Genomic DNA, 13,852 nt, shown 5'->3' with positions numbered 1-13,852 from the left:
GCGGGGTTGACGGAGCCCTCATTAATTTAGACCCTAACCAAACTAATTGCTCGACGGTGCGTTCGCCCGCGAGCTGACGGCGAGGAGGCCGACGGCGTGAGTGCCCGGTACCACCTGCGGTTCCAGATCCATCCGTACGAAGGCCCGGACGCGGTCGCGTCCACGGCGGCCGAACTGGCCAAGACCTGCACCGACGCGGGCGTCGCGGAAGTGGTGCTGCTCCTCGGGGCCGAGGAGCATTTCACCGGCCACCTCTCCGGACCCCACGAGGACCTCTGGTACGAAGCCGCGGCCATCGCCCAGGAGGTCCTCCTCGGCGCCGGCCTCGACGTGAGCCTCAACCCCTGGGTGACCACCGGCCACGCCGACCGGGGCCGCACCGACACCCACGGCTTCGCACCCATGGTGTCCCCGACCGGCCACGTCGCGGCGGCGCAGGCCTCCTTCGCCTGCCCGCGCTGGCGCGCGTGGCTGACCGGGCACTACGGGCGCTTCGCCGAGCTCGGCTTCCGGGTGCTGTGGCTGGAGGACGACTTCCGCTTCCACAACCACGCCCCGCTGGACTGGGGCGGCGGCTTCGAACCCCTCATGCTGGACCGGCTGGCCGCCCTCGCCGGACGCCCGGTCCCGCGTCCCGAACTGGTAGCTGCACTCACCGCCCCCGGCCCCCCCGCACCCGCTGCGCGCCCAGTGGCAGCAAGTCTGGCGGACCGCGCAGCAGGAGGTCGCCGCTCAGGTGGCCGCCGAGGTGCACCGGCGCTCGGCCGGACGCTCCCGCACCGGGCTGATGAGCTCCGGCCTGGACGCCGCCTCCGTGGAGGGCCGGGACTGGAGCGCGCTCTTCGAGGCCCTGGCCCCCGGGGGCGGCGCCGCGCACCGCCCGCACTTCGCCCCGTACGCGGACGCCCCCGGACGCGAGCTCGCCCGGCAGGTGTGGATGCCGGAACTGCAGCGCTCCCTGCGGCCGGAGTTCGTGGACAGCGAGCCCGAGATCGAGAACTGGCCGCACACCGCCTGGTCCAAATCCGATGTGCAGACCTGGTCGGAGATGGTCGCGGCCCAGCTCTCCGGCGCGGACGCCCTCCTGCTCAACCTCTACCCCATGCACGGCGCCCGCCCCGGCCGTCACCCCCGGACCGCCGAACTCCTGCGCCGCTCCCGCCCCGCCCTGGACCTCGTCAGCCGGCAGCATCCGCGCGGGCAGCGCACCCTCGGTGTCGGCCTGCCCTTCGCGCAGGACGCCGCGGTCCACGTCAGGGCGCGCGGCGGAGACCTGACCGAGCTGGCGGTCGACCCGGGCCCGGCGGCCGAGTTCCTGCTGCGCCTCGGAGTGCCCGTCACGGCCGAACCCGCCCCGGTGCAGGCGCTGTTCGGCCAGGCCGCCTGGGCCTTCGGCGATCCGGCCGTACGGGCCCTGCTGGCCGGGGGCCTGCTGCTCGACGGGACCGCCGCGGCGATCCTGCACCGGCGCGGCTTCGGCCCCTCATCGGGCTGACCGCGGCCGACCCGGTGGACCGCGAGGCTCCGGCCACCCCCGGTGGGCCCGGCCCGTACGCCACCGAGCAGGTGTGCGCCGCGGCGGGCGGGGACCTGGCGGGCCTGCTCCTCAGCGTCAACACCCAACCCGCCCTGGTCCGGCTCCGGGAGGCCCCCGGGGCGCAGCGGTGGAGCGAGGTCCGGACCCCGGACGGCCGCGCCTGGGGAGCGGGCCGCACCGCCTTCACCAACACCCTCGGCGGACGCGTCGCCGTACTCGCCGCGACCGAGCCCCACACGCTTCCGGCCGACGACCACGCGCAGCGGCTGCTGCACCGCACGGTCCGCTTCCTGGAGGGGGCGGACGCCCGCCTCCCGCTGGTCAGCGGTGGCCCCCACCTGATCCCGCACCTCTCGCACGCCGCCGGCGTCACCACGCTGACCGTGGCCAACGGCTGCCAGGACCCCGCCCGGCCCGTGGCAGACCTGCCCGGGCTCCAGGCCTCGGGCGCAGCCACGGCCGCGGTCGCGGCGACGGTCCTGACACCCCTCGCCGAGCCCCGCTCCGCGGACACCGTCCGGCAGGGGGACACCCTGCGTCTGGACCCCGAACTGCCGCACCGAGGCTGGGCCGTCCTGCGCTGGTGACCCATCGGGTGGCCCCTCCGGACCCGGACGGGGCCGGGGTCAGCGTCACCCCCGTGCAAGGCCCCGTACCCCGCCCGCGCAAGGCCCCGTACCGCCTCTCCCCGCAAGGACCCCGTACCGGACCCACCACCAGGGAGCCCCATGAGACCGCTCCGCCCCACGTCCCTGCTCTGCGCCGCAGTCCTGGGCCTCGGCACCACGCTGGTGGCCGGCGCCGCGCCGGCCACCGCCGCCGGGACCGTCACCATCGCCTCACCCGCCCTCGCGGTCCAGGTCGACACCGCCTTCCCCCGGGTCGTCCAGTACACCGACCAGGCCACCGGCGCCGTCCTCCACGGCAACGAGGACACCCTCACCCAGGTCAACCTCAACGGCTCCGCGCAGACCCCGACCGTGACCAGCAGCGTCGCCGCCGACCACGTCGACTACACGATGGCCTTCGCCAACGGGGACACGGTCAAGGCCACCCTGTCCGTCAGCGGCAGCGCCCTCACCTTCGCCGTCACCTCGATCGCCGACAGCGCCGTACCCGTGACCTCGCTCTCGATCCCGCAGCACAACCTGGTCTCGGTGCGCAGCTCCCAGACGGGCGCCGCCGTCGAGACCACCCGCATGAACACCAGCACCACCGGCACCGGGGACACCTTCACCGCGCTCACCTCCGGTACGACGGCGGACGCCGCCCCGCAGGGCGCCATGTACGCGATCCTCAACACCGGTTCCCTCGCGGCGTCGATCGCCACCAACTCGTACTACGACAGCCCGTCCGGCCAGAACGCGGCCGACAGCGGCCGGATCCAGAAGCAGACGGTGGCCAAGTCCGGCTACCGGCGGGCCGGTCTGTGGAGCGGCGACTGGCTGCACCGGGCCGCCGGAGCACCGGGCACCGAACCGCTGCCGTACGCCAAGGTGGTGGTGACCGGCGACCGCAACGCCGATTCCACCGTCGACTGGCAGGACGGGGCCATCGCGTTCCGCTCGATCATGACGAGCCCCGAGGGCTGGCAGGACACCGCCCGCCGGGTCGTTCAGCGCATCCCGTACAACTTCGCCTCCCAGGCCACGCACCCCTTCCTCCAGACCCTGGACGAGACCAAGCGCGTGGCCCGGGCCACGGACGGGCTCGGCCAGTTCGTCCTGCTCAAGGGGTACGGCTCGGAGGGCCACGACTCGGCCCACCCGGACTACGGCCTGGTCGGCACCCGGCAGGGCGGCGCCGCCGACCTGAACACGCTCATCGCGGCCGGCGCCGGCTACAACGCCGACATCGGCGTGCACATCAACGACACCGAGGCCTACCCGGTCGCCCGCACCTTCGACCCGGCGCTCCTCAACAACGGTGGCGCGGACAAGGGCTGGGACTACCTCGACCAGTCCTACCACCTGAACTACCGCCTGGACGGGACCAGCGGCAAGCGCCTGGCCCGACTGCAACAGCTCAAGGCGGTGACCCCCGACCTCAAGTTCCTCTACGTGGACACCTGGTACGGAGACGGCTACACCTCCCAGGCGCTGGCCCGCGAGATCAACGGCCTCGGCTACCAGCTCACCACCGAGTTCCCCGACAAGTTCGAGGACCAGTCCCTCTGGTCCCACTGGGCCAACGACCTCAACTACGGGGGCAGCGACTACAAGGGGGTCAACTCCCAGGTGGCGCGCTTCATCCGCAACCAGCAGCGCGACGACTGGATCGCCGCAGACCCGCTCCTCGGCGGCGGCACCTGACCGCCTACGAGGGCTGGCAGGGTACGAAGGACTTCGCCGACTTCATCGCCACCACCTTCACCACGAACCTGCCCACCAAGTACCTCCAGGGCTTCACCATCCGCAAGTGGGCGGCGAACCGCATCGACTTCGACGGCGGGGTCAGCGCCACCCTGAGCGGAAGCACCCGCACCATCAGCAAGGACGGCCACCCCGTCCTGATCGGCGACAGCTACCTGCTGCCCTGGAACCAGAGCGGGGAGTCGAAGCTCTACCACTGGAGCGGATCGGGCGGCACCTCCACCTGGAACGTGCCCGCCTCCTGGGCCCAGAACGGCACGGCCAAGCTGTACAAGCTCACCGACCAGGGCCGGGTCCTGGTCTCCGACCTCCCGGTGACCGCGGGAAAGGTCACCGTCACCGCCACCGCGAAGACCCCGTACGTCGTCTACCCGTCGGCCGCGCCCGCCCAGGCGGACGCCGGATTCGGCGAGGGCGGCCCGGTCCGGGACCCCGGCTTCACCTCCGGAGACCTGTCGAAGTGGACGGTCAGCGGTTCCGCGTCCGTCACCCGCAACGCGGTGGGCCAGTCGCAGCTGACCGTCGGACAGGGCGCCACCTCCGTCTCGCAGCAGCTCACGGGCCTGAACCCGGGCACCTACGCGGCGAGCGTGTACGTCTCCACCGCCACCGGACGCCGGGCCACCCTGGCCGTGACCCCGGCGGGCGGCGCCGAGCAGAGCGCGTACGCCACGAGTTCCCCGTACCGGAACAACGTCGGGGCGGACGAGAAGAACGGCAGCACCATGCAGCGGATGCGGGTGCTGTTCGACGTCCCGGCGGGCCAGTCCACGGCCACCCTGGCCCTGCGCGCCGACGCGGCGGCGGGAACGGCCGGCTTCGACGACGTGCGCGTCGTGCGCACGGCCCGCAGCCCGCAGGGCGGCCACACCTTCGCGGAGGACTTCGAGAACGTCGACTCCGGCTGGCACCCCTTCGTCGTCGGCCCGGCGGGCGGCAGTACGGCAGACCCCCGCACGCACCTGGCCCAGCTGAACGCCCCGTACACACAGGCGGGGTGGAACGGCAAGCTGATCGACGACGTGATCGCCGGCGGCAACTCCCTGAAATCCCACGAGGAACGGCCCGGGCTGCTCTACCAGACCATCCCGCAGGCCCTGCGCCTCGAGCCCGGCCACCAGTACCGGGTGACCTTCACGTACCAGCAGTCCGTGGCCGGGGACTACGCCTTCACCCTGGGCGCCGGCACGGCCCAGGTCTCCTCCGACACGCTGCCGCAGGCCCGGACCACGAACACCTTCACCAAGACGTTCACGGCCGGGGTGGACGCCTGGATCGGCATGCGCAAGCTCACGGCGGAGACCTCCCATGCCGACCGGGACCTGGTCCTCGACGACCTCACCGTCGACGACCTCGGGGCCCAGACCTCGTCCAACCTGGCCCTGAACAAGCCGACCACGGCCTCCTCGGTCCAATCGGCGGACTACCCGGCGACGGCCGCCACCGACGGCAGCGCCACCAGCCGCTGGTCCTCGGCCTTCGCCGACCCGCAGTGGATCCAGATCGACCTCGGGGCCGTGAAGAACGTGAACCGGGTGGTCCTGAACTGGGAGGTCGCCCACGGCAGGGCGTACAAGGTGCAGTTGTCGGACGACGGCACCACCTGGCGGGACCTGTACTCCACCACCACGAGCGACGGCGGTACGGACGAACTGACCGGACTGAACGGCAGCGGCCGCCACCTGCGGGTGACCGGCACCCAGCGGGCGACGGGGTACGGCTACTCGCTGTGGGAGGTCGAGGCCTACTCCTGACGGGCGGGCACGCGAACCGGCCCCCACTCCTCCGGAGAGGGGCGGGGGCCGGTGTGCCGAACGGGCTCAGAAGCGGCTGGAGACGGTGGCTCCGGCGAAGTCCTGGGCGGCGTGCAGGCTGACGTAGAGGTAGCCGGCCGGGGGGTTGTTGACGGTGAGGGTCTCGGTGTTGCCGGACTGGGCCGAGCGGGCGGTGTGGTTGCCGGTGGTGGCCCAGGTGGTGGGGCTGTAGTAGAGGTCGGCGTTGCCGGTGCCGCCCGAGACGGAGATCTTGAGGGAGCCGGTGCCGGCCGGGACGTTCACGTAGAAGTAGCGGTAGTTCCCGGCGGTGGCGGAGACGTTGGAGCGACTGCAGTCGGCGCCCAGGACCCGGACGTCGGTGCCCGGGCACTCGACCTGGGCCGTCCCGAACTGGGTCGAGACGGTGACGCCCGCGAAGCCCTGGACGGCGTGCAGGCTGATGTAGACGCGGCCGGCCGCGGGGTTGTTGATGGTCAGCGACTCGCTGTTGCCGCTCTGGGCCGAGCGGGCGGTGTGGTTGCCGGTGGTGGCCCAGGTGGTGGGGCTGTAGTAGAGGTCGGCGTTGCCGGTGCCGCCCGAGACGGAGATCTTGAGGGAGCCGGTGCCGGCCGGGACGTCCAGGTAGAAGTAGCCGTAGTTGCCGGTGGTGGCGGAGACGTTGGAGCGGCGGCAGTTGTCACCCAGCACCCGTACGTCGGGGTTGGTGCATTCGCCGGTCCCGGCGCTGCCGACCGTGACCGCCTTGGTGGTGGTGGCGGTGGCGCCCTTGTTGTCGGTGACGGTGAGCCGGACGGTGTACGTACCCGCGGCGGCGTAGGTCTTGGCCGGGTTGGCGGAGGTGGAGGTGGTGCCGTCACCGAAGTTCCAGGCGCGGGAGGCGATGGTGCCGTCCGCGTCCGTGGAGCTGTCGGTGAAGGAGACAGCCAGGGCGTTCACCGCGGCGCTGAACCCGGCCACCGGGGCCTGGTTGACCGGCGGGGTGGTGGCGCCGCCGCAGTCCCCGGCCGCGCACTTGACCAGCCAGGCGGCGAAGTCCGCGTCGTAGCGGGTGCCGATGGTGGAGGTGAGCAGGGTGCGGGCGGCCGCCCAGTTGCCGGCGCGGTAGTGGCCGAGGAGCGTCGCCACGTCCTGCGGATGCGACTGGAGCAGGTAGCGCACGGCCAGGTAGCCCCACTGGTACACGCGGGTGGAGTCGGAGTTGTCGTAGGTGGTGTCGACCAGCGTGCTGAGCTTGTACGTGTTCTTGCCCGCCTCGGTGACGGCGCGGTCGTAGGTGACGCCCCGGTACGAGTAGGAGATGTACTCGGCGAAGCCCTCGACCCACATCACGGTGGGGGTGGTCATCCCCTCGTCGAAGTCGCCGAACATGTTGAAGCGGCCGTCGAGGTAGTGGGTGTACTCGTGGTTGAGGTTCCAGATCTGGAACTCCGGCCGGACCCACTCCGCCTCGTAGGCGATGAAGCGCGGCTGGTTCCCGGTGGCCGAGGGGTCACCCTCCAGGTACATGCCGCCGTTGTCGGTGCTGATCCCGAAGATGACACCCGCGTACGCCTGGTAGTCGGCGCTGGAGTCGAAGGCCACCACCTCCAGCGCGGTGTTCCTGTCGTTGGCGACGGGGCCGCCGTCCTTGACCACGTTGTGGAAGAAGGCGTCCTGGTTGGCCAGGCTGGTGCAGCTCGCGCCGAGCTCGGCGGCGGTCATCTGCTGCGCGACGATCCGCAGGCTGGGGCTGCAGGTGTGGTTGACCGTCAGGACGGCGGCACGCACCCGGGCCGGCAGGTCGCAGGTCCCGTAGGAGGAGCAGTTGGCCGCGTCGTACGAGGCGGTCATCTCGGCGAGCGGCACCCAGAGGGAAGCGGTCCGGCCGGTGATCGAGGTGCGGTCCAGCAGCTGCTTGACGAGCGGCCGTACGGTCGCCTGGAGCGCCGAGTGCTGGAGGAAACGGCCCAGCTCCCGGCCGGCGTTGGCCGTCAGGTAGCTCTTGTCCGTGCCCAGGAGGGCGTCGTGGGTGACGGCGAAGTCGCGCAGCACCGTGAGGATGCTCGGGTCCGCCTGTACGGCGGGCAGGAACTCGGGGGTCTGGTGACCGCGGAACAGCACCGTGTAGGCGTTGTTGACGGCCGCGACCATCGAAGAGGAGCTGTTGTACGAGGAGTTGTAGCCGGTCAGCATCCGCTTGGCCACGCCGAGGTAGCGGGCGTTCTCCTGCGCGCTGTCGATCAGGATGACCGACTCGGCCAGCGTCGAGCCGTTGGCCTCGGTCACGTCGGCCGCGCGCGGGGCGGCGAAGAAGGTGTCCAGGGCGCCCCGGATCGAGCTCTTGAGAGCGGGTCCGTAGGTGCCGACGGTGGACTCGTTGTACCACTGCACGTAGTACCCGGCGCGCAGGAAGAGGACGAGCTGACCGGTCTTGGTGCTGTTGTCGCCCGGGTAGGTGGCGGAGACGGTGCGCAGGGCGTCGGCCACCGAGACCATCTGGGCCTCGCGGAAGGCGGCCTGGGCGTCGTTGCCCTTGAGCAGGAACAGCGAGTTCACGCAGTCCATCTCGGAGGCCTTGATCTGCTGGACCAGCGCGGCCCCGGTCTTCGAGGTGAAGTCCGCGACGTTGCAGGCCGCCGCGGCCTCGGCGGCGGCAGCGGCGCCGGGGGCCAACGTGGCCTTGGACGCCTTCTGTTCGGTGCGTGCGGCGTCCTTGGTGGCCCGGAGCGGGGCGCGCTCGGACAGGTCCGCGTCCGGCCGGGCGGCGTGCTCGGCCCTGAGCGAGGCGGCCGCGGCGGCCGGGGTCGAGGGCTGCGGGGCGGCGCCGGCCCTGAGGGCCGGAGCGGGCGCGGCGGGCTTCGGGTCGCGCGCGAAGGCCTGCCCGGCGGGGGCGAGCAGCGTCACGCCCAGACAGCAGGCCAGGGCGGCTATGAGGGGCCGGGCGCGGCCCTTCGTGGTGGGGGAACTTCGCATGAGGGGTGGGCCTCCGAGCCGGTCTGCGGCCGCGCTGGCAACGCGGCGGATAGGAGTGGACGGACCGTGACGTCGACGGGAGTTGGTGGGGATTTCAACTCTGTCGTGTACACGGCTATGCAGTGTGCGATGTAACATGGCACACATCACATGGCTCTGGAAGTCCCCAGGGGGCACTTACCGCGATCTGAATGACCGTCATGCGTGGCTGCGGGGGAACGTCCGCCCGCTTCGTCCGAGCTCGTCCAGGTTGCCCGGCGGGTGGCGCGGGGGTTCATCGCGCGGAGTCCCGACGCGGTCGGCCGGGTCGGGACCCGGGCCGAACCGGACCCGCGCGAAGGGGAGTTCGCTGCTGCGCGGCGTCCGGAGCGGGCCGGGGCCGCCCCGACCGCGGGGGCCGTCCCGGCTCCCGCCACGGCCGCGAGAGAGCGTGAGGCGGAGCCGGAGCGCGGGCGGGCGCGGGAGCGGAAGGGGCGGCCGGTCGGGGCGGCCGGGTGGGGAGGCCGGGTGGGGAGGCCGAGTGGGGCCGGCGGGGTGGTGCCGGCGGGGCTGGGCCGGCTGGGCGTGCTGGAGTCGGTACGCGCGCGGCTGTCGCGTGCTGGAGTCAGGCCTCCTGGCCCGTCGAGGCGAGGACGATCTCGCGGATGGTCACGTTCGGCGGCTGCCGGTAGGCGTAGGCGACGGCCTCGGCCACGGCGCGGGGATCCAGGGCCCCGCCCGCGGACTTCTTCCAGGCCTCGTAGTCGCTCTTGATCCGCTCGTCGCTGGTGTGGGAGAGCAGCTCGGTCTCCACGGCCCCCGGGGCGATGGTGACCACGCGCACGCCGGAGGAGGCCACTTCCTCGCGGAGGTTCTCCGACATGGCGTGCACGGCGAATTTCGTGCCCACGTAGGCGACGTGGTGCGGAAAGGTCTTGCGTCCGGCCACCGAGCTGACGTTGACGATCGTGCCCCCGCCCCGGGCGATCATGCCGGGCAGGACGGCCCGGGTGGCGTAGAGCACCCCCTTGACGTTCAGATCGATCATGCGCTCCCACTCCTCCACGGGCTGGTCCGCGATCCGGCCGAGCAGCATGGAGCCGGCGTTGTTCACCAGGCCGTCCACGGGGCCGAACCGTTCCTCGCCGTCGCGGACCGCGGCCTCGATCGCCACCCGGTCGGTGACGTCGACCTTCCGGCACATTCTGACGTTTTCCGAGTATCAGGAGAGCACCCCCGGACCCTCTCCCCGTGCAAGCCCCTGCGCCCGGCCACGCCGCGTCGCACCGCGTGCGGCGCACTCCGGCCGCCGCCATACTGGGCAGCGTGAGGCGTACTCGTACGGTCTTGCTGTGCATCGCCGGTCTGATGGGCGCGGCCCTTCCGGCGGGGACGGCCGCGGGCCTGGAGCCGGTCGCCGCGCCCGCCGGGGCCTGCGTCAACTCTCCGGGCCCCGCCCGGGGCGACGCGCTGAAGGTGCTCACCATCGCGCAGGAGGCCCAGCGGGAGTTCGGCCTGAACTCCGTGGTGCTGCGCGTCTCCTCCGACGGCCGCGAGGTGCTCACCAGCGCCCTCGGGGAGTCGATGACGGGCGTACCGGCAGAGCCGTCCATGAAATTCCGTACCGGCTCCGTCGCCATCGTCTACATGGGCGTCGTACTGCTCCAACTCGTCGACGAGGGCAAGGCCTCCCTCGACGATCCGGTGTCACGCTGGCTGTCGCACGTGCCGCACGGTGCGGAGATCACCCTGCGCATGCTGGGCAGTTCCACCTCCGGACTGCACGACTACGTCACCGACCCCGCGTTCCTGGCCGAGTTGGAGGCCAAGCCGTTCCGCGACTGGACCCCGGCCGAGGTCATCGGCATCGCGACGGACAAACCGCTGCTCTACGAGCCGGGCACCAACTGGAGCTACTCGCACGCCAACTTCAACCTGCTCGGCGAGGCACTGGAGAAGATCAGCGGCCTCCCGCTGGACCAGCTGCTCAAGGAGCGTGTCTACGGACCGCTCGGGCTGAGCGGGACCAGCAACCAGTCCACCCCGCAGATCCCGGAACCGGTCCTGCACGCCTTCACCTCCGAGCGCGGCACCTACGAGGAGTCCACCTTCTGGAACCCCTCGTGGACCACCACTCCCGGTGCGGTCCTCGTCCAGAACATCTGCGACCTCGACCGGTCCGCGCGCGGCGTCGGCACCGGGAAGCTGCTGTCCGCGCAGTCCTTCAAGACCCAGCTCGACCCCGGCACCATCGGCCTCGGCCACCCCACGGCCTCCTGCCCGGACACCGTCTGTCTCCTGACCAACACGCAGGCCCACCACTTCGGCCTGGGCGTGATCGTCGTCGACGACTGGATCCTGACGAACCCGTCCTTCTCCGGCTACGCCGCCATCCAGGCCTACCTGCCGGCGGAGAAGCTCGCCATCTCCGTGACCGTGACCCAGGGCCCCAAGAGCCCCGCCGGCAACTCGGCCCAGACCATAGCCGAACGCATCTCCGCCGCCCTCGCCCCCGAACACGTGCTCAAGATGCGCTGACCCCGGCCTCGGCGGCACCTGCCTCTGTACGATCCCGCCGTGATCGCCTCCACGCCCGAGCCGCTGAAACGTGTCCTGCGAGGACGCCGCCGCGTTCCTCCTGGAGCAGCTGCGCTGACCCGCCCGCGCCGCCCGCGGGCGGCGCGGGGTCACAGGCTCGCGAACAGGTCGTCGAGCGGCTCCGGTACCCGGCCGGTGCCGAGGGCTTCGACGAGGACCCGGCCGTAGCGGATCTTGCGCCCCTTCTTCGTGCCCAGGAAGCGCCGCACCTGCTGCTGCGCCGTGCGGCCCTGCTGCGCGGGCTGGCGCAGGAAGGTCCGCAGGGCGCGGTGGTCCCCCTCCTCCCGGACGAGCTCCTCCACCCTGGGCACGCCCAGCGCGCGGATGAGCTCGTCCTCCAGGTCCGCCGCGCAGACGAAGAACCCCTGGGGCTCGGCGCCGGCCCGTACCCAGCCGCGCGCGAAGAAGTCTCGCTCCCTCTCGTCGCACAGGCCCGTGAGGCGCAGCCCCAGCCCCCGCGGTCCGAGGAACCCCGCGAACCGGGCGACGCTCATCGCTCCGCCCATGGGCAGGACGCAGATCCCTTCGGCGGCCAGGTTCCGGCCCCGCATCGCGGCCAGGGCGTCGACGGCTTCCGCGTCGCTCGCTCCTTCGAGCAGTACGACGGTCCGTACGGGCAGCCGCGCGGCGAGCTCGCGCGCCGCGTCCGCCGCGCCCGCCGCCTTCCCCGTGCCACCCGTGCCGGCGGCGTCACCGGCCGCCCACTCGGTCACCGTATTCCCGAACGCCGCCATGTCAGCCATGGGAGGAGTCTGATCCACTTCCCGCCGCGGGGGTACGGAATTTCCGCCCGGGTCCGGGCGGCCCCGGATTCCCGTGGGTACCGCTCCCGTCGGTACGGCCCCGGACTCCCGTCCGCGCGGACCCGGACGATCGACCCTAGGATGGACGGGAACCGGGTGGGGGCGGCTCGCCGCGACGCCGCCAGTCCAGGCCGCTCGGGGTGGGAGAGCCATGACAGAGGCCGCCGAGTCGGCGAGGACCGTCATCCTGACCGTGGACGACGATCCGGGAGTGTCCCGTGCCATCGCCCGCGACCTGCGGCGGCGCTACGGTTCCGGGTACCGGATCGTGCGCGCCGAGTCCGGCGGATCCGCCCTGGAGGCGCTGCGCGAGCTGAAGCTCCGGGGCGACCTGGTGGCGGTGATCCTCGCCGATTACCGCATGCCGCAGATGAACGGCATCGAGTTCCTCGAACAGGCCCTCACCGTGTATCCGGGCGCGCGCCGCGTCCTGCTGACCGCCTACGCCGACACCAACGCGGCGATCGACGCGATCAACGTCGTCGACCTCGACCACTACCTCCTCAAACCCTGGGACCCGCCCGAGGAGAAGCTGTACCCGGTCGTCGACGACCTCATCACCGCCTGGCGCACCGGGGACCACCGGCCCGTGCCCGCCACCAAGGTGGTCGGACACCGCTGGTCAGCCCCCTCGTCGAGCGTGCGGGAGTTCCTGGCCCGCAACCAGGTGCCGTACCGCTGGTACTCCTGCGAGGAGCCCGAGGGGCAGCGCCTCCTGCGGGCGGCCGGGGCCGACGGACAGCGGCTGCCCGTGGTGATCACCCCCGGGGGCACCGTACTGATCGAGCCGGACGCGCCCGACCTCGCCGCCCACGTGGGGCTCGCGACCACGCCGACCGCCGACTTCTACGACCTCGTCGTGATCGGCGGCGGACCGGCCGGCCTCGGCTCCGCGCTGTACGGGGCCTCCGAGGGGCTGCGCACCGTACTGATCGAGCGGTCGGCGACCGGCGGACAGGCCGGGCAGAGCTCGCGCATCGAGAACTACCTCGGCTTCCCGGACGGGGTGTCCGGCGCACAGCTCACCGAACGGGCCCGCCGACAGGCGGGCCGCTTCGGAGCCGAGATCCTCACCGCACGCGAGGTCACCGGACTGGAAGTGAACGGCGCGGCGCGCGTCGTCCGCTTCTCCGACGGCTCGGCGATCGGCGCGCGGAGCATCATCCTGGCGACCGGCGTCTCCTACCGCCAGCTCCTTGCTCCGGGCTGTGACGGCCTCACCGGCCGCGGGGTGTACTACGGCTCCTCGCTCACCGAGGCCACCTCCTGCCTGGAACAGGACGTGTACATCGTGGGCGGCGCCAACTCCGCCGGACAGGCGGCCATGTACCTCGCCCGCGGCGCGAAATCGGTGACGCTCCTGGTGCGCGGGGCGTCTCTCGCCGCCTCCATGTCGTACTACCTGATACAGCAGATCGAGGAGATGCCCAACATCACGGTGCGCACCCGCACCACCGTCGAATCGGCGCACGGCGAAGGCCACCTGGAGCAGCTCACGCTGCGCGACGTGGACACCGGAGCGACCGAACTCGTCGACACGCAGTGGATGTTCGTCTTCATCGGCGCGGCCCCGCTCACCGACTGGCTGGGCGGTACGGTGCTGCGCGACGACCACGGCTTCATCCTGGCCGGGCCGGACCTCACCCCGGACGGCAGGCCGCCCGCCGAGTGGGAGCTGGACCGGCCGCCCTACCACCTGGAGACCAGCGTGCCCGGCGTGTTCGTGGCGGGCGACGCGCGCGCCCGGTCGGCGAAGCGGGTCGCGTCCGCCGTCGGAGAGGGAGCCATGGCCGTGATGCTCGTACACCGGTACCTGGAGGAGTCGTGAGCGGGCAG

Annotated in this window: 11 protein-coding genes; 6 read left to right on the top strand and 5 right to left on the bottom strand. The window is 72.1% G+C overall.

Annotation, left to right across the window (positions count from 1 at the left end; all coding sequences use genetic code 11):
- Positions 1-42: 42 nt before the first annotated feature.
- Positions 43-390 carry a hypothetical protein gene (locus tag OG435_RS35635; protein ID WP_266883361.1) on the bottom strand — a complete coding sequence of 116 codons (348 nt, stop codon included), beginning with the start codon at positions 388-390 and terminating at the stop codon, positions 43-45.
- 346 nt (positions 391-736) lie between these two features.
- Here OG435_RS35635 and OG435_RS35630 point away from each other — a divergent pair, with 346 nt between their 5' ends.
- The 3 genes from OG435_RS35630 to OG435_RS35620 all read left to right on the top strand — a co-directional run bounded on the left by OG435_RS35630 (position 737) and on the right by OG435_RS35620 (position 3,849).
- Positions 737-1,495, top strand: a complete 759-nt coding sequence (locus tag OG435_RS35630; RefSeq protein ID WP_266883359.1) for a hypothetical protein — start codon at positions 737-739, stop codon at positions 1,493-1,495.
- A 14-nt stretch (positions 1,496-1,509) separates the two neighbouring features.
- On the top strand, positions 1,510-2,124 hold the full coding sequence (locus OG435_RS35625) for a hypothetical protein (protein ID WP_266883357.1): 615 nt from the start codon (positions 1,510-1,512) through the stop codon (positions 2,122-2,124).
- Positions 2,125-2,265: 141 nt separating this feature from the next.
- Positions 2,266-3,849: an endo-alpha-N-acetylgalactosaminidase family protein gene (locus OG435_RS35620; protein ID WP_266883355.1), complete on the top strand. Its 1,584-nt coding sequence runs from the start codon at positions 2,266-2,268 to the stop codon at positions 3,847-3,849.
- A gap of 4 nt (positions 3,850-3,853) precedes the next feature.
- On the opposite strand, the gene OG435_RS35615 is transcribed toward OG435_RS35620, so the two are convergent.
- Positions 3,854-4,015, bottom strand: a complete 162-nt coding sequence (locus OG435_RS35615; protein ID WP_266886599.1) for a hypothetical protein — start codon at positions 4,013-4,015, stop codon at positions 3,854-3,856.
- On the opposite strand from OG435_RS35615, the gene OG435_RS35610 reads away from it, so the two are divergent.
- A complete protein-coding gene (locus OG435_RS35610; RefSeq protein ID WP_266886376.1) occupies positions 3,948-5,663 on the top strand; it encodes a discoidin domain-containing protein in 1,716 nt (571 codons plus the stop codon). The two genes, OG435_RS35615 and OG435_RS35610, sit on opposite strands and share 68 nt — an antisense overlap.
- 66 nt (positions 5,664-5,729) lie before the next feature.
- Here the strand turns inward: OG435_RS35610 and OG435_RS35605 are convergent, their stop codons facing one another.
- Complete coding sequence (locus tag OG435_RS35605; RefSeq protein WP_266883353.1) at positions 5,730-8,636, bottom strand: collagenase; 2,907 nt, start codon at positions 8,634-8,636, stop codon at positions 5,730-5,732.
- A 604-nt stretch (positions 8,637-9,240) separates the two neighbouring features.
- Positions 9,241-9,819 (bottom strand): SDR family oxidoreductase, encoded by a 579-nt coding sequence (locus OG435_RS35600; protein WP_266883351.1) that lies wholly within the window; start codon positions 9,817-9,819, stop codon positions 9,241-9,243.
- Between the two features lie 122 nt (positions 9,820-9,941).
- Here OG435_RS35600 and OG435_RS35595 point away from each other — a divergent pair, with 122 nt between their 5' ends.
- The gene (locus OG435_RS35595) at positions 9,942-11,153 is read left to right on the top strand and encodes a serine hydrolase domain-containing protein (RefSeq protein WP_266883349.1); all 1,212 of its coding nucleotides are present in this window, start codon (positions 9,942-9,944) and stop codon (positions 11,151-11,153) included.
- Positions 11,154-11,302: 149 nt separating this feature from the next.
- On the opposite strand, the gene OG435_RS35590 is transcribed toward OG435_RS35595, so the two are convergent.
- Complete coding sequence (locus OG435_RS35590; protein ID WP_266883347.1) at positions 11,303-11,956, bottom strand: TOPRIM nucleotidyl transferase/hydrolase domain-containing protein; 654 nt, start codon at positions 11,954-11,956, stop codon at positions 11,303-11,305.
- A gap of 211 nt (positions 11,957-12,167) precedes the next feature.
- On the opposite strand from OG435_RS35590, the gene OG435_RS35585 reads away from it, so the two are divergent.
- Positions 12,168-13,844 carry an FAD-dependent oxidoreductase gene (locus tag OG435_RS35585; protein WP_266883345.1) on the top strand — a complete coding sequence of 559 codons (1,677 nt, stop codon included), beginning with the start codon at positions 12,168-12,170 and terminating at the stop codon, positions 13,842-13,844.
- The last annotated feature ends 8 nt before the right edge of the window (positions 13,845-13,852 follow it).

Origin of the sequence: Streptomyces sp. NBC_01264 (assembly GCF_026340675.1) — a bacterium.
Taxonomy (GTDB): domain Bacteria; phylum Actinomycetota; class Actinomycetes; order Streptomycetales; family Streptomycetaceae; genus Streptomyces.
The sequence above is the reverse complement of the archived record's forward strand: the minus strand, read 5'-3'. Positions and strand labels throughout refer to the sequence as shown.

Excerpts from the sequence above, each read along its gene's own strand:
- OG435_RS35620 (WP_266883355.1), top strand. The coding sequence starts at position 2,266 with ATGAGACCGCTCCGCCCCACGTCCCTGCTCTGCGCCGCAGTCCTGGGC.
- OG435_RS35605 (WP_266883353.1), bottom strand. The coding sequence starts at position 8,636 with ATGCGAAGTTCCCCCACCACGAAGGGCCGCGCCCGGCCCCTCATAGCC.
- OG435_RS35600 (WP_266883351.1), bottom strand. The coding sequence starts at position 9,819 with ATGTGCCGGAAGGTCGACGTCACCGACCGGGTGGCGATCGAGGCCGCG.
- OG435_RS35590 (WP_266883347.1), bottom strand. The coding sequence starts at position 11,956 with ATGGCTGACATGGCGGCGTTCGGGAATACGGTGACCGAGTGGGCGGCC.
- OG435_RS35585 (WP_266883345.1), top strand. The coding sequence starts at position 12,168 with ATGACAGAGGCCGCCGAGTCGGCGAGGACCGTCATCCTGACCGTGGAC.